The 16,797-nt window shown below is 42.8% G+C and carries 11 protein-coding genes; 3 read left to right on the top strand and 8 right to left on the bottom strand.

Going from position 1 to position 16,797, the window contains the following annotated elements:
• Positions 1-404: 404 nt before the first annotated feature.
• The 3 genes from VRK28_RS08535 to VRK28_RS08525 all read right to left on the bottom strand — a co-directional run bounded on the left by VRK28_RS08535 (position 405) and on the right by VRK28_RS08525 (position 4,956).
• Positions 405-2,948 (bottom strand): TonB-dependent receptor plug domain-containing protein, encoded by a 2,544-nt coding sequence (locus VRK28_RS08535; RefSeq protein WP_332393748.1) that lies wholly within the window; start codon positions 2,946-2,948, stop codon positions 405-407.
• A 315-nt stretch (positions 2,949-3,263) separates the two neighbouring features.
• Complete coding sequence (locus tag VRK28_RS08530; RefSeq protein WP_054563239.1) at positions 3,264-3,914, bottom strand: UPF0149 family protein; 651 nt, start codon at positions 3,912-3,914, stop codon at positions 3,264-3,266.
• Between the two features lie 82 nt (positions 3,915-3,996).
• Positions 3,997-4,956, bottom strand: a complete 960-nt coding sequence (locus VRK28_RS08525; RefSeq protein WP_332393747.1) for a sensor histidine kinase — start codon at positions 4,954-4,956, stop codon at positions 3,997-3,999.
• A 95-nt stretch (positions 4,957-5,051) separates the two neighbouring features.
• On the opposite strand from VRK28_RS08525, the gene VRK28_RS08520 reads away from it, so the two are divergent.
• Together VRK28_RS08520 and hemH are read left to right on the top strand one after the other, a co-directional pair.
• Positions 5,052-6,359, top strand: coding sequence for an HD domain-containing phosphohydrolase (locus VRK28_RS08520; protein WP_332393746.1), 1,308 nt, complete (start codon positions 5,052-5,054; stop codon positions 6,357-6,359).
• 78 nt (positions 6,360-6,437) lie between these two features.
• Positions 6,438-7,460: a ferrochelatase gene (gene hemH, locus VRK28_RS08515; protein ID WP_054553442.1), complete on the top strand. Its 1,023-nt coding sequence runs from the start codon at positions 6,438-6,440 to the stop codon at positions 7,458-7,460.
• Positions 7,461-7,520: 60 nt separating this feature from the next.
• Here the strand turns inward: hemH and VRK28_RS08510 are convergent, their stop codons facing one another.
• Positions 7,521-8,669, bottom strand: coding sequence for a benzoate/H(+) symporter BenE family transporter (locus VRK28_RS08510; RefSeq protein WP_175083103.1), 1,149 nt, complete (start codon positions 8,667-8,669; stop codon positions 7,521-7,523).
• Positions 8,670-8,809: 140 nt separating this feature from the next.
• Positions 8,810-9,757 carry an ATP-grasp domain-containing protein gene (locus tag VRK28_RS08505; RefSeq protein ID WP_062564751.1) on the bottom strand — a complete coding sequence of 316 codons (948 nt, stop codon included), beginning with the start codon at positions 9,755-9,757 and terminating at the stop codon, positions 8,810-8,812.
• Between the two features lie 195 nt (positions 9,758-9,952).
• Here VRK28_RS08505 and VRK28_RS08500 point away from each other — a divergent pair, with 195 nt between their 5' ends.
• Positions 9,953-10,489 carry a hypothetical protein gene (locus tag VRK28_RS08500; protein ID WP_058584454.1) on the top strand — a complete coding sequence of 179 codons (537 nt, stop codon included), beginning with the start codon at positions 9,953-9,955 and terminating at the stop codon, positions 10,487-10,489.
• A 1,002-nt stretch (positions 10,490-11,491) separates the two neighbouring features.
• Here VRK28_RS08500 and VRK28_RS08495 read toward each other — a convergent pair.
• Genes VRK28_RS08495 through VRK28_RS08485 form a run of 3 tightly spaced genes read right to left on the bottom strand, consistent with a single transcriptional unit; the run spans position 11,492 to position 16,788 of the window.
• Positions 11,492-12,685, bottom strand: a complete 1,194-nt coding sequence (locus VRK28_RS08495; RefSeq protein WP_332393745.1) for an alkaline phosphatase family protein — start codon at positions 12,683-12,685, stop codon at positions 11,492-11,494.
• Between the two features lie 12 nt (positions 12,686-12,697).
• The gene (locus tag VRK28_RS08490; protein WP_332393744.1) at positions 12,698-14,455 is read right to left on the bottom strand and encodes a hypothetical protein; all 1,758 of its coding nucleotides are present in this window, start codon (positions 14,453-14,455) and stop codon (positions 12,698-12,700) included.
• Between the two features lie 17 nt (positions 14,456-14,472).
• Positions 14,473-16,788, bottom strand: a complete 2,316-nt coding sequence (locus VRK28_RS08485; RefSeq protein WP_332393743.1) for a PEGA domain-containing protein — start codon at positions 16,786-16,788, stop codon at positions 14,473-14,475.
• Positions 16,789-16,797: the final 9 nt, after the last annotated feature.

Below are 16,797 nucleotides of genomic sequence, written 5' to 3'. Positions count from 1 at the left end.
CTCTGTTTGAGTGGTAATAATACCACCTAAATTAGTGTCCGGTTTCATTGAAGCACAACACTCAAACACCACACAAATATAAGACTACTCGACGTAGGCGTGAAATTTATTTCGCGCGCCACGCAAGCATAACGCCTACATGGCTAGGTTCGAGAGAAACGCGATATAAAATCGCTGCTACAGACTCGTGTCTCGCATCTCATTTCTCGTATCTCGCACCTCGAAACTCGCTAACTTTCCCCTTTACTCTCGCTAACTTTCCCCTTTACTCTCGCTAACTTTCCCCTTGCAACTCTCTAATTAAAGACAGCTGTCATTAATTAGAGCGACAAATGTCGAATAATACAATTAAGCAAAAAAATAGCGCCGTTAGGCGCTATTTAAGTTTCATATCAACTTAGGAATTAAAAACTAAAACTTAATTTTGCATAGTAGGTCATACCATCAAAACCATAAGGTAGTGCTCGAACAGGGTATTTGAATGCTTTATTCGTAATAAAATCAAGCGCTTCATCTTCGCCTAGCTCGTCTGGCGTTACATCAAAGATATTATCAATACCCGCCGATAGCATGAGTTCGTCAGTTAGCTGATAGCCCACGTTAACATCCACTAATACCGCTGATTCTACCGTGCTTGTGTCTTTAAACTCACCGGTAGGTGATAACTCATCAGGTAAACCAATGTGGTCATTACCAAAGTATTTAACGTCTGTTTCACCATAGTAGTTAAAGCGTAGCATGCTGTTGAAATCACCACGATCGTATTCAAACGTTAGCGTTGCACGCTCACCAGGTTGACCGTCTGTTAAGAAACTACGTTGTAAATCATCAAGGGCGATTGACTCAGGAATCCCCTCAGGTGCATTTACATCATCAATTTCAGTTTCGTTAATGTTACCCGCAAAGGTTGCTGAGAAATTACCGTCATACAAATCGGTGCGGTACGAAGCAATAATATCAACCCCTTTGGTGGTTGAATCAACTGAGTTTGAGAAGTAGTTAGCTTGCTGTGCTCCTGTTGCATTAAGCGCGGCCACGGCCTCGGCACTAAATGAAACATCGTCCGCCGACATTAAGCTGCCAAGGGTAATTCTGTCTTTAATAGCAACATGGTAAAAATCAACGGTTAGCGATAAATCGCTAGTTACGTTGTAAACAAAACCTGCACTTAAGTTTTCTGAGCTTTCAAGGCCAAGGCTATCAACGCCAAGTGCTGACGGAAAATCAGAGCCCGCTGTTGCTGTGAATGATTGCAATAACACGCCACCAGCACCTAAATTGGTGGTGTAGGCTGTATAGGCACTTTGTTGCAGTGATGGTGCTCTAAAGCCAGAAGAAATCGCACCACGCACGGCAAAGTCATCGGTAATTTCATAGCGCGTTGCTAGCTTACCAATGATGTCATCACCTGCATCAGAGAAGTCTTCATAACGAAGCGCTGTGCTTACTTGCCATGCGTCCGTGATCAGCGTTTCGGCATTTACATAAAATGCATAGCTGTGACGGCTCTCTTTGTTTGACGCTTCAGGGCGTAAACCGTTATAAGCTTGGAAACCACACTCAGCGAATACGCTGCTGTCGTTTACCGCAGGGTATGAGGTATCTGAATTAGCTAAACCACATGCATAAGAGGCTTCTTCGCCCGGCACGATTTCATAATTTTCTTTACGGTACTCAGCACCCACAGATACATATAAAGGCTCGCTGCGACCAATATCTACAATACCATTAAGGTCTGCATTAACGGTTGTTTGATCAAATCTAAAGCCACCTGAGTATCCGCCTGAAGGGCCCGCATTAGCAGCAATATCAGCATCGCTTGCATCAGGGTTATTCGCTACATATTCAGCAGCATAAGAGGCGTTTAGGGTGTTTTTTGACGTAAAGTCATAGCTATTTTCACCATATACGGCAGATACGTCATAGCTCCAATCTGGATTTAACTCTCCGCGCAAACCAAGTGAAAACGAAATATCTTCGGCTTCGTTATCGATACGAGGTAAAAAGCCATCGCCATATACTTGCACAACGTTCTTCGCTGCTTGGTCAAAGTTACGGTAAAAACCATTACCTAGCGCAGTTCGGTTTGAGTATCCGCCAAATGAGTAAAGCTCGGTCTCACCAAATGGTAATGCCATGTTATAAAACACAGTGGTAAATTCGCTATCAGCATTACCCTGTCCCCAACGAACTTCGTCAGACAGCGTACCGGCTGGTACATCAACTGAGCCTCCAGTATCACGTTCAGCTCGGTTGGTGCCATCAGCATCACGGTATTCTAAAGAAAGGTTAATGAAGCCGCCTTCATCACCTAAATCAAAGCCACGGTTTAAACCCATTGAAATAGTGTCACCATCGCCTTCACCCGTGCTACCCGCTTGCACATAGCCCGTTGTTACACCCGTTGAATCGTTTAACGATAAGTTGATAACACCGGCTATCGCATCAGAACCATATTGCGCAGCAGCACCATCACGAAGTACTTCAACGCCTTTTAACGCAGTAAGCGGAATCGCATTCATATCGGTACCCGCAGCACCGGCACCTACAGTACCATTTAAACCAAAAATAGATTGGTTATGGCGGCGTTTACCATTTATAAGCACTAACGTTTGGTCTGGCTGTAAACCACGAAGAGTCGCAGGTCTAAATAAGTCAGAGCCATCTGACACTTGCGTACGAGAAAAGTTAAATGAAGGAGCCGTCGCTTGCAGACTTTGGCCCAGTTCAGTGAAACCACCTTTGTTTAAGTCGTCAGCATCAATCAAATCAACCGGCGATGTTGATTCGGTAGCCGTACGATTGGCAACCCGCGAGCCTAATACAGAGATTTGTTCGATGTTTTTATCTGCTTTTACAGCAGATGCTTGCTCTGCTGCCTGCACTGAAGTCGCAGAAACAGCCACACTAACCGCAACGGCCAGCATACTTAAAGAATGTGTTGTCATGTGTATCCTGTTGATATTCCGGCTTTCCTTAAAACAAAAAGACGCCCCTTTTGGAGAAATTAAGAAAAGCACTAAGCACGTGTTGTTGATTTTAGAAATCACGATTTTGAAAGCTAACTCAAGCCTGCGAATTAACTCTTGCAAAACATCCTATCAACAAATCCACAAAATGAAAGAAAAATCAGGTACGACTTAGGTATAAATATTTCCATTTGTAGTATTAATGGAGTTTTTAAGGTTGGGATTATTCATTTTTCAGTAGAAATAAGCAAAATAATGCAACTATCAGCTTATCTCCACTGAGGAGGGAAATGTTTACTGATCTTGCTCAAGCATCGCCAGTTTTTCATCTTCAAGCATTAACGCCATAGTGGCAATCTCAGATAAGCTCTCGTCTAGCGCATTAAAGAAGGTGACAAACCCTTCGCCTAGTTTTTCTGGTTCAGGATGATTTGCCAGCGCCTGATCCCACATTGCAAAAGTAGTAAGTAAATCGAGTGTTGCTTCAAAATTATCAATAAACAACTGGCCATCTTCGCTTTCGTTTTCTTGCTGCGAATCAGCCTTGAGTAAAAATTGTAAATCGCTGTGCCAAATATCTTGGTTCACAATGTACGCTGCAATATACCCGCTACAAAAGTCTTGTAGTGCTTGGCTTGGTTCATTGCTGTTAACTTCATTTGGGTATAATTCGGCTAAGATTTTCTTTTGTTCAACTTGTGCTTCGGTAACGTTGTCGAGCAGCTCAATCATTGCATCGCGCGGCTCTGAATCTGTCATTAAGGTGTTGAATACCGCTTCATCATTATCGGCAATATAATTTGCTAACTCTGACTCACCAAAAAACTCTGAGCAGGCTAACAAACCAGACATATAGCCAATCACTTGATCCAAGCTGACTTGATTAGTTTCGCTTTGACTAGCGAGGTAATTTTTAAATACATCCGAACTTTGTTGGTTAAGCATATTGAGCCTTTACATGTTGTTTTGGTAAGGGTGTATTCCTACCCTAGCGAATTCACAAATTTTTGCAACAACTGAAATACTGTCAGCTAGTTACAGTCTTCCTAACCTGACTTTGTACCGGGAACACGCAGCTAATTCGTGTGCCCATTCCTTCTGTACTTTGAATATCAATACATCCTTGATGTTCATGCACTATGGCATATACCATGGTCATCCCCATGCCGGTACCCTCTCCAACAGGTTTGGTGGAGTAAAAGGGATCGTATATTTTCGCAATGGTTTCTTCTGACATACCGGCGCCATTGTCTTCAACATCGATATAAATATGCTGATCAAGTTCATACACAGCAACGGATATTTCAGCTTTTGCGCTTAAATTATCACAAGCTTGTTTGGCATTAATTAAGATATTAACAATCACTTGGCTTATTGCGGGTAAGTTACACCAACTTTGCGATATAGGACTGTATTGGGTTTGTAAATTACAATCACGGAGTTGGTTTGCTAGTAGTTTAACGGCACTTTTTACCGCCTCGGTCATATCGGCAAATTGCTTGTCGTGACCTTTTGGCCGAGAAAAATCCAGTAAATTGGCAACAATTTTACTGATCCTTTGCAAGCCTTGTGAGGTGTCGCTTATTAGTTCAGGTAAGTCATCAGCCATAAAGCGAAACGAGTGCACTTTATTAAGCTCTGTTAACTGCTTACAAAACGTGGCTTTATCAGTATCGTTGCAGGCAAATTCATCACATACAGCAAGTAACTCGCTAAAGTAATTACAGTAATTTTTTAAACAATCGACATTACTAATGCTATAGGCAAGAGGGTTATTTATTTCATGGGCAACCCCAGCACAAAGAGTGCCTAAAGTGGCCATTTTTTCGGCTTGAATGAACATAGCTTGATGATGCTCTAAGTCAGCAATTTTTTGCTCAAGCTCACTGTTTAATGCCACTAGAATACGGCTTTTGTCTGCGAGCAATTGTTCAGCTTCTTCTCTGGCCGCTTTTTCTAACAAATAGGCTTGCTTAAAGTCATCCATATTCGTCTCAAACTCTGTTTGTCTCTTTTAAAACCTAGCACAAGGCTTGATTTAAGGCTATGTTATTGATTAACGATGACTCATAGTAAAACGGTATGGCAGAACAAGTTAGCAAGCAACATATTCAGGTTTTATGCATTGATGACGACGAAATCGTCTTGAGGACTCTTTTGCGCCTGTTATCAGCGAATAACATCACTGCAAAAGCCTGCTCAGATCCACTTGAAGGGCTAAAGGTTTTGGCTACTTATAGCTTTGATGTGATCATTTGCGACATGCGTATGCCAAACATGGATGGCGCCGACTTCTTTGCGCAAGCACTTAATATAGACCCAGAACCACACCGAATTTTGCTAACCGGTTACTCAGATATCGACAACACCATTGCTGCGGTCAATAAAGGTAAAATTCATGCTTATATTCAAAAGCCTTGGCAGAACGAGTTGCTGCTACGCAATATTAGTGATGGCATAGAAAAAACCTCATTAAAGCGCCAGAACAAGCAGTTAGAGAAAAAAATCAAAGCGCAAAACAGCCAGTTAAAAGAGCTCAACAACAACCTTGAGCAAATGGTAGAAAAGCGCACTCTACAAATTCGAAAAGTGCTCAAACAACTCGAAGAAGTCAACGAACGTGAAAAACACGAGCATCGCAGTACTTTTGAGATTTTATATAACTTTATAAACGCCAATCCGTACCTTGATGGTATGCAAGCGCAAAACATCGCCGCTACCAGCAAGCAAATTGCAGAGCAACTTGGTTTAGATAAACAACATATCGAAAGAGCTGAAATGGCAGGTTATCTTGCACAAATAGGCTTGCTCGCCATGGAGCCTGAGCTTTATAAAAAGCCAACAAGAGAACTAACCGAAAACCAAAAAAAAATCTTTTACACCCACCCAAGTACCGCTCAACTGATGCTCATGCCAGCGACCCATTTACATGATGTCTCTGAGGCTATTTATTACCAATTTGAACACTACAATGGCTCGGGCACACCGAAGGGCTTAAAGGGCAAAGAAATACCAATTACGGCAATGATTTTAGCGGTAGCCCGCGATTTCTGGCAGGCAATTGCGCACATCACTGTACAAGATAACAGCCGTTACGAAAGCGCACTTGATCAGCTACGGCTATACAGCGGCACTCACTATCACCCAAAAATTTTAGAAGTATTAGATAGCATTAAAATAACCTGTGCGAGCGATCAAAAAGTCGGCACCATGAACATTATCTCGGCTCAAGATCTTAAAAACGGCATGGTACTTGGGCACGCACTAAGAAGCTACGACGGTATTTTGTTATTACCTAAAGGGCATGTGTTTGGCGCAAAATCAATTGCAAAGCTGCAGCAGCTTGAAGCAAGAAAACCGAATCCTTTCAGGATCATGATCAAAAATTAGCGAATAAAGTGATCACATAATCAGCTTACTTCGTTACAATGTGATTTATATTACGATTACTTCATATAGGAGCACTCAGTGTCGCGATTTTCCGCCATTACCGATAAGCCTCATGACGGCCGATTCAACAAAAAAACGGGCATTTTACTGACCAACTTAGGGAGCCCAGACGCCCCTACTACCGCGGCACTTAGAACTTATTTACGCGAGTTTTTATCGGACCCTCGAATTGTCGAGATCCCACGTTTTATTTGGATGATCATCCTTTATTGCTTTGTACTTACGTTACGCCCAAAACGCTCAGCGGCACTTTATAAAAGCATCTGGACTGAAAACGGCTCACCGCTCACGCATATTACCCGAGAGCAAAGCAAAAAATTGGCAGCCCTTTTAAAAGACAAAGGACACCACGACACTGAAGTGGTCATGGCCATGCGCTACGGAAACCCTTCAATTGAAGCGGGCCTTGAAGAGCTGCGCGAAAAAGGCATCACTCGCGTGATTGTACTGCCAATGTACCCGCAATATTCAAGCACTACTATTGGCTCAACGTTTGATGCTGTATCGAATGTTCTTCGTAAGTGGCGCTGGGTGCCTGAGCTACACTTTATTAATGGCTATCACGACAACCCAACATACATTGATGCCCTAGCCGCTAGCATTAGCGAAGATCTAAATGCCCATGGCACGCCGCAAAAATTGGTGTTTTCGTACCACGGTACACCTAAACTGTTTTTAGAAAACGGCGACCCTTACTATTGCTTTTGTATGCAAACCACCCGTTTAGTAGCAGAGAAACTTGGCTTTGAGAAAGACTTTGCTGTAACAACTTTCCAAAGCCGTTTTGGTAAAGCTGAATGGTTGAAGCCATACACAGACGCAACCCTTGAAAGCTATCCTGCTGAAGGTATTAAAGACGTTGCAATTCTAAGCCCTGCATTTAGTGCTGACTGTTTAGAAACGTTAGAAGAACTCGAAGGCGAAAACCGCGAAAACTTTGAACACGCAGGCGGTGAAAAGTACCGCTACATTCCTGCATTGAATACCCGCGATGACCATATCAATGCGATGTTTGAAGTAATAAAACCATTACTTAAATAACAAAAGGCCCTAGCTATTATATACAGTAACTAGGGCCTTTTTTAATATTGAAGCGTGTCATTAATCTTTACGTGTCATAACCAAAGTCACCGTACCTGCAACAATCCCCCAAAATGCAGAACCAACAGAGAACAAAGTTAGGTTTGAAGCTGTAACTAAAAAGGTCACGATAGCAGCTTCGGTATAATAAGCCTCTGTTAAGGCTTGCTGTAAGCTGCTCGCAATGGTGGCAAATAGCGCAATACCTGCCAACGCCAAAATTAATGCCTGTGGCAAACTTGCTACCAAACCGACCAAGGTTGCCGCAAGGAGCGCCATAATAATGTAAAAAACACCACCAGCAATGCTTGCCCAATAACGTTTGCTTGGGTCTTTATCGGCCTCAGGGCTCATACAAATGGCAGCCGTTATAGCCGCCAGGTTAATGGCATAACCACCAAATGGTGCAATAAATACATTTAATAGTCCGGTTACATTTAGCGCTGCCGATACAGGGGCTTTGTATTGGTGCGCTTTTAAAACAGCAATACCCGGTAAGTTTTGCGACGTCATGGTCACAATAAACAGCGGCAAACCAACACTTATCATAGCGTTTAAGTCAAACTCAGGCGCAATGTAAGCAAACTCGCTCATTTTCCACTGCCAGCTAGAGGTATCAATTTGCCCTGTTACACCTGCCATTAAAAAGCCCGCCACAACCACAGCAAGCATAGCAAAGCGTGGGAAATAGCGCTTGCCACATAAATAAACAGCCACCATTAAACCAATGACTAAAGGTAGCTCATTCATAAAGTTGAACACATCAATACCAAAATTCACCAGCACGCCTGCAAGCATGGCACAGGCCAATTGGCTTGGAATTTTGTTCATCATTTTTTCGAACACGCCGGTAATTCCAGACAAAAACACCAGCGCAGCAGAGAACATAAACGCACCAACAGCTTGGTTTAAGCTATACCCTTGGGCACTTGAAATAAGGAGTGCCGCCCCAGTTGTTGACCACGCGATAAGAATGGGCACTTTGTAGTAATAAGACAACGCAATCGAGCTGACGCCCATCGCAAGACCAAGCATTAACACCCAGCTGGCAACTAAATCAGGTGTGCCACCTAACACCATAACAACCTGATAAATAAGCGCGATTGAACTGGTAAAGCCAATAATAACGGCCACTAACCCCGCGGTTGCTCGACTGATGAGCTGACTCATGTACACACTCCTTGGCAATTAAAAATCTACCATATCCTATGATTTGCCTGATGGCACTGTACACTTTTGTAGTATTTTAAGATTTATTTACTATACAGATGACACAAAAAAGGCGTGTTATAAACACGCCTTTTGAAAGTTTAAACGGCCTCTAAACAAGGCTCTTCGACAACTTTTGGCTTATCAAAAATACCTAAACGAATGCGAATGAAGTGCAAAATCTCTTTGGCTACATCAATACCCAACGCACCTTCTAAGCCTTCAAAGCCAGGGCTTGAGTTTGCTTCACAAATTTTAAAGTGCTGCTCATCAAACAATAAATCAATGCCAGCCACATCAAGGTTAAGTACGTTCGCAGTTTGGGTTGCAAGCCATTCGATTTCTGGCGTAATAGGAAATGACTTACCTGTACCACCAGCACTGACATTAGCTTTAAAGTTTTTACCCTGCGAGTTACGTTCCATACACGCAACAGCACGGCCACCAATAGTAAGTACTCGCAAATCACGACCATGACTCGACTTAACAAACTGCTGTAAAATGATGTTTGCTTGTGGGTTTGCCGCTTCAATCAGCTGCATTAAGTCATCAAACTCTTCTTTTGATTTTGATAAGAACACGCCACTGCCCTGCGAGCCCGATAACGTTTTAATAACCACAGGAAAGCCAATTTGCTTTTCAACCAAATCAATATTCACCGGAAACTTAACCAACATGGTATTCGGCGTAGGTAAATTACATTCAGCAAGAATTTGCTGTGCAAACAGTTTGTCTTTCACTGTTTCGATTGATTGCGAGCTATTGACACAATAAACGCCTAAACGCTCAAGGTGGCGAATAATCGCCAGCGCAAAATAGGTTGTACTTGCACCCATGCGAGGAATAACAAAGTCTGGTAATTCAACAGATTGACCATCAATTAAGATACTTTTACCGTCTTCACGGGTAATAGTTAGATCAAATTGATCTGGCGAGTAAACTTGTAAATCTATACCCTCTTCTTTGGCTGCAGCAAGTAAACGTTCTACTTCATAGGTTTCTTGCTTTAACAAGCCTTGGCTATCTTTATAAATGATCCACCCGCGCATGGTCGGTACCTCTAGTCTTGGAGTTTCGGTGACAAAAAAACGCGGATTATGCTCAGCATTCAGAGCCGAGTAAAACAAATTAATTTTATCGACACGATAATAAAAACCACTACTTAGTGATTAACTATTGATCAAGTTGTTAACTTGAGGTAAAAACTAACAATGAGTTAACATAAAACCCCGTAAGAGAAACATGTGAACAGGACGCTTGCATTAATCTTCATTCTGCCACTTACAGCATTTGCACTGAATGAATGGCACATTCAAAGTGATGGTTTTAAAACAAAACCAAGCACACAGCAGTTTGTTGCCTCTTACAAAGCAGAAGCCGATCAAATAGCCCCACAGCCTATTGTGAACTTAACTGCGCCACTTAATCAGCTATCTAATCATGCGCACGATTACCTATACAAACAAGGCCGTTTGCCTGACCAATTAGCAAACACCGCATTCAGCGAATTTGATTTAGACACCCTAAAAACCCTACAACCTGGCGATCACTTTATTTTAGTGATCGACGAATACCTTAGTTACACCGTAGAAATTAGTAACATTATTGAAGCCAGCAATGGCGATAGAAGTGTATTTGGCAAGGTCAATGATCAAACTAAAACAGGTCATCAAGCCGTGATGACCCTTACAGAAAACACCCTACAAGGCCAATTTGATGCCGGTAATCAAAGCTACAAGTTTCAAAGCCATGGTGAATACGGGTGGGTAACGAAGTTGTAGGTGAGGAGGTACGAGTTGCTAGCTACGAGTTGCTAGTTTCAAGGGGAAAGGGGAAAGTTAGCGAGTTTCGAGATACGAGGAACGAGATACGAGGAACGAGATACGAGTAACGAGATACGAGGAACGAGTCTGTAGCAGTGATTTTACATCGCATCCTAGAGTCTGAATCCTAGCACCAATTGTTTCCCCGTAGGCGTGAAACTTGTTTCACGCGTCTGAAAGCTGAAGGCTGACCGCTCTGATTTATATTTGATTCGGCACTAAAGTACCTCCTACAAGGCTTAAATCGCTGAGAAGAACACTCGACCTAACCAACCCCACTGATCGACTGACATCTAATATCTGACCTCTAACGACTAAAAGCCAGCGATTTTACATCGCGTCCTAGCGCCTAGAACCTAGCGCCCAGCTCCTAGAACCGAATGTCTTAATTCGTAGGCGTGAAACTTGTTTCACGCGTCTGAAAGCTGAAGTCTGAAGGCTGACCGCTCTCATTTATGTTTGATTCGGCACTAAAGTACCTCCTACAAGAGCTCCTAAAAGGTTAAAATCGCTGAGAAAAGCACACGACCTAACCAATCCCACAGTTCGGCTGATATCTAATACCTGACCTCTAACGACTAAAAGCTAGCCATTTTACATCGCGTCCTAGCGCCTTAATCCTAGCACCCAGCTCCTAGAACCGAATGTCTTAATTCGTAGGCGTGAAACTTGTTTCGCGCGTCTGAAAGCTGAAGGCTGAAGGCTGACCGCTCTCATTTATGTTTGATTCTATTCGGCACTAAAGTACCTCCTACAAGAGCTCCTAAAAGGTTAAAATCGCTGAGAAAAGCACACGACCTAACCAACCCCACAGTTCGGCTGATATCTAATATCTGACCTCTAACGACTAAAAGCCAGCGATTTTACATCGCGCCCTAACGCCTAGAGCCCAAAACCTAGAGCCTAGCGCCTAACTCCTAGCGCCTTTCCCCTAAAGCCTTTCCCCTCACCAACTCACACCTACTCCTCAATCGCGGGCCATAAACTTTCACCGTCGCTATCGATTGGGCTTAAAATCTCAAGGGCTAGAATTTTGGCGATCAGCGGGTACACATCTAAATTACTTACTTCGTCTAAACGAAGGCCTTGTTTAAAGGCGGGGCCGGTGGCGATAAAGGTTGCGGCCATATCTTCGCTATAAGCGTAACCATGAGTGCCTAAATAGCCAGCCATTTTACTGTCGGTAAACACTCGAGGAGCGTCGGTTTGTAAAATAATATCGCCAACGCGCGGACCTTTATCGTAGTGATAATCACGCTTTTGCTGCTCACTTAGCACGATATAACGACCATCTGCAGCTTTAGCGAGCTTTTTACTGAATCCGCTGATGTCTGCTTTACTATCTGGTTTTGCATAATATAAAACCCGAGGGCCGGTGTTTTGCACGATGAAGTTGTCGTCTTGCGGCAGGCTATCAATTTTAATACTAAGGCTTGGTTCTACAGACGCCATACCGTGATCAGACACAATCACTAAGTTAATGTTTTCATCAAGCGCTTTTAAACGGCTCGATAAATCAGCCATTAAACTATCTAGCTTTTGCACTGCGTCATAAGTTTCTTTAGCATCAGGGCCAAACTCGTGCCCCATGCTATCGACCAACGAAAAATAACTTATCACTAAACGTGGGCGCTGTGCTTTTGGCAAGCTCAACCACTGAATAATTTGATCAACACGCTTTTGGTAATCACTGTGTTTTGAATAATGATAAAAGTAATCAGGCAGCATGCCGTTAAAGCGCGCATCTGATTCAGGCCAAAAATAGGTGGCGGCTTTTAAGCCTTGCATTTGTGCAAGGTTCCAAAGCGGAATGCCATTTACCCAAGTGCTATCGTCTTTCCCTTTACCCATTTTGTAGCAGTCGTTACGCTCAGTATCACAAAAGCGGTTCTCGACAATGCCATGATTAACAGGCAATAAGCCGGTTATAATCGACAAATGATTCGGGAAGGTTTTGGTCGGGTAAACAGGGCGCATTTTGTTTGCTCTCACGCCCTGTTCACTGATTGCTTTTAAGTGCTTTGCATGGTGTTTTTCAATGTAATCCCAGCGAAATCCATCTATCGAAATAAGTACCACAGATTGCTCTTGCTCCGCTTTTACAAGAGAGCTGAACGCTAATAAACCCGCTAAAACTAATTGCCAAATACGCATGCGAAACCCTTTTTAGTTCAATTTGTTAATTTGCTCAGAAACTTTACCAAACTGTTTTGAAAATTTTGTGATCATGCTTTCAAGCTTTTTCACACTACGCTTTAAACGTGAGCCGTTTATTTGGCTATAAATAAAGCCCCAAACGCCTGTAACCACACTTAACACAATAAACACAGCAACGGGTAGGCCATCTAAGTGTTCAACCACTTGCGGGTAATTATTGAGTAAATCAATGCCAGCATCTGGTACAAGTCTATTAACTAGTGGGTAAAAATCACGGGCGTCAAAGTACCACGCTAGCCCTACTGACGTAAGACCAAGCAATACCATACGGTTAAATCCATGCACCATGCCAAAATTTCTGACTGAAGAATTGTTGTACTTAATGTCTTTACTCACATTAACCGCATACTCACGGTAATACTCAGAGTAACGCTTGGTATCAACACTGCTGAAGGCGTAATACACCCAATCACCAATATCGACAGAGCCCAGTAAATCTTCACCCGCTTTAAAAATAAACGGCTCACCCGATGCGGTTTCGAGCATGATTTCACCTTTTAAAGTGGTGCTACGATTACGATAAACCTCAACGCGCTCTTTTACATCGCTACCAACATACATGCCACCTCGATAGGTGGTTGTGGTTTCTGTGGTGGTCACGGTTTGGCGGGTTTCATTGGCATGTGCGCTTTGCTCTTTTTCTAATACTTTGCCAAGCACTGCACGGTGATGAATAGTGCCTTTTTCGTTACGTGCCCAAACATTTTTATGCACATAATCGTTTTCATAAGCAAGGCTATACTCATCCATAATGGCATGCTCAAGATCAGCAATACTGGTTGGTTTTGTTATGCTTGGCTCTAACGCTTTTTGAATGCTAATGGCTTGCTCATCATCTTTGGCAAGTGACTGTTCTTTTTCAGCAATCGCTTCAACGTGTTGCTTAGCGCCACAGCAATAACAATGTGCAGCATCTTGGCTAATACGCTGCTGGCACGAAATACAAATAACATCTGACTTACTTGGCGTTCTTGCCAGCATGTTATAACCCAATTGATTTAGGGTGGTCGATAGCATCACATCTGTTGCCGCTAAAATCGCATCATACTTTGCTTCTTGTTTGGCTTTGGCTTTTTTATGGTAGTTGTGCTCTGCCATAAACACCCCAATTGCCACAGGCAATGACGCAAGTAGCGCAGGCAAAAACTCAAGCTTTGCAGCAAACAACATGATTAAGAATGTAATAACACTTAGCACCAGCCACAATATCGTTCCGCCAGTGTAGTTTCGGCTAATGGTTTTGTCCCAGCTGCGATATTGTTGATCGGCAAAATGCACAATCACAACTGGCATAAAGCGGTCATTTTTAACTACCCGCCTAGCATTACCATCAGCAATGCGATAATTAAGCGTTAACGGTGTTTCCTGAAAAGCAGTGATCACATTGCCCTTTTGTAGGTTAGCAATTACATCTTTTTCTGCATCAACACTAAACTCATGAATAATGCCGTCTTTGTCTTCTACTTCTAGCCACCAATAACCATATAGCATGTTGTCGTTATTGGTTTTATAACGGCGCTTATAGTAATACATCGACTTCACAACACCTGTGATCGTACTCGCTTGTGGCGCATAATTTTTTACATCAACCAGCAAGTCAGGGCTGAGTTCTTCAACCGTGTGCATTTGTCTTTTTTGCTCAAGAGCTTCTCCACAATCACAACAGTGAAGATCGGTGGCATACACCGTATTTTGGCAATGTTGCATTTTCATTCCTTGCTTAATTAATTGCTTAAATCAATGGTTAATGTTTGTTCGCCAGCATCTACTTGATGCCAACGTCGATACGTTTTATACCCAGGCGCCGACACTTGAATATCATAAGCGCCAGTTTTTAATGTCATGCCGGGGCGATATTTAGGGCCGATATTCATAATACGAATAGTGGCGTTCGCCGGGTTTGTAGTAATGGTAAGTTTAGTTTTTTGCTCAACCAGATATTGTCTACGCTGTTGCTGCTCAGCACTTAAACTGGCATCGCCGTGGCGCAAAATATCAACCTTGGCTAAAGCATGGCTCAGCGGGCTAAAGCTCTCGTAAATATGCAATTTTTCTTCAAACTTTAAACCAAGCGGATGCAGTAAAGGCTGGGCATGCAAAGTCCAACGAATCGCATAACTAAACACCGGATTGCTCGACTCATCGACCTTGTCTAAAAAGTAGTTAACAGGGCTTTGGTCGTCTTCGGTAAAGGTGTTATGCACAAACATTACTGGCACTATCAAAATCAGCGCAGGCATAATCAGCTTTTGCAAAACAGATACAGCAGTGGTTGGTTGCTTTTCTTGCTTAGGTTTAATCAATTGCCACAGTTTTAACGGCAGCTTGCTAAAGGTTAAGCAAATCAAAAACAGTGACAACGACATCGAGATAGGCGGAATAATCACCGAACGCAATGCTTGTTTACCGTACTCGGCATACTCGCCACCATCAGCAAATTTACCTTCTGAGCTATTGAGCATGGCAAGGTATTTGTCGGTGCGCTTTGCAATGTTTGGATCAAGCACCTTGTCTTTAAAGTTCTTTTTATTCCAATCGGCGCGAATGTTTTTTACGTATAAGTCACCCATTCTATCTGCAATTTTTGCTTGAATTTGCGGGTGTAGCTGAAACGCAACCCAGCTTAAGTTTGGCTTTAAACTCATGCCGCGTTTGCGCATTTCGCTTTGCCATTGTGCATTAGCTTCACTTGTAACCTTATTGGCTACAGCATTAGCAAATGCTTGGCGTTGATTCACATTCCAGTTACTTTCAAGCTGTAACCCTTTGCTGGCAAAATGTCCTCTAAGCTTCTTTTGTGTTGTTTCGTGAGCACGAAACGCCATTAAGTTTTCAATCGTAAATGGGTAGCCCGTTTCACTCACAAACATCTTATGAAAATTTGGATGTTGTAAAAAACGCAGCTGGTAATGATCTGGGTCATCGGTGTATTTGTAGCGCTTGTCTTTAAAGCCGCCATCGCCACCGGTTGCTAAACTAGCAGCTTGTAGTGCGGTATAAACACCACCAGTAAGCACCCCCATTAAAATCGTGCCTGCGGCATTTTCAGCAACCGAAACATCTTCTTCAATAAGCCAGTAATCAGGCTCTATGTAGCCAATACCGGCTTTTAAAATATTGCTTCGGTAGTCTGCTGCTTCGCGTTCATAACAACGATTTCGGCGGTCTTTTTCACTGCTTTTATCATAACGCTCACGGCATTTTGCAATGCTGTGGTGGTAATCATAAATCTTCGGGCCATACTTTTGTGCGCGTGCTGACGCTTTTGCTATATGGGCTTTTTGTGCTTGTTGGTATTTGCTCCAGCCGCTATTGATCTCTTGTTCAACTTGCTGCCAATAACCTTGCTCGCGCTCACCGATACTTGCCAAAGTGCTGTTGTACTTTTTACTGCCATCAGCATAGGCTTTGTATTTAACCACCAGCTCATCATATAACTGGCTGTAGTTTTTATAATGTTTATCAAAATCTTGATACGCTTTTTTCTGTACAAACGCAGCAATAATCTTACGCTTATCTTGCTCTAGGTTGTCTGAAAGGGCGGCATCGCTATACAGTAAGCCACCAAACAGCGCCAAAAAGGTCAGGTTTTCTGAGCTATGTAATTGCTCAGGGTTGTAATCAAGGTCGTTCACTTTAATCGAGTTAATCGCCAGCGCGTCTCTAAGTGCAGCACTGTAGGTAGCAAACTGGCGCTGCTCTGCGGTTGAAGGCTCAATTAAGGTTTTTTCAATGGCATATTTTTGGCCAAAAAACACCACCGGCCAAACTAAACACAATAAAGCGATAAACGAGATAATCCCACGGCCTACTTTGGCAACCATAGCTTTTGGTAAAAAGTCAGCTAACAGCAGTGCAACACCCACCCCAGAGACAGCTCGGCCATAAATTTCAAGGTGTTCAAGATCTTCTGCCGAAGGGGTACCTAAACCGACTAAAGAGACTAACTGGGCATTAAAAATTGCCTCGGGTAATAAATATAAAGTAGCTAAAACAAGTAGCAAACAGCGCCACCAAAACGGCTTTATTAAATCAGTCATAATTTTATT

This window comes from Pseudoalteromonas sp. P80D2, assembly GCF_036680945.1.
In the GTDB taxonomy this organism is placed as follows: Bacteria; Pseudomonadota; Gammaproteobacteria; order Enterobacterales; family Alteromonadaceae; genus Pseudoalteromonas; species Pseudoalteromonas shioyasakiensis.
The sequence above is the reverse complement of the archived record's forward strand: the minus strand, read 5'-3'. Positions and strand labels throughout refer to the sequence as shown.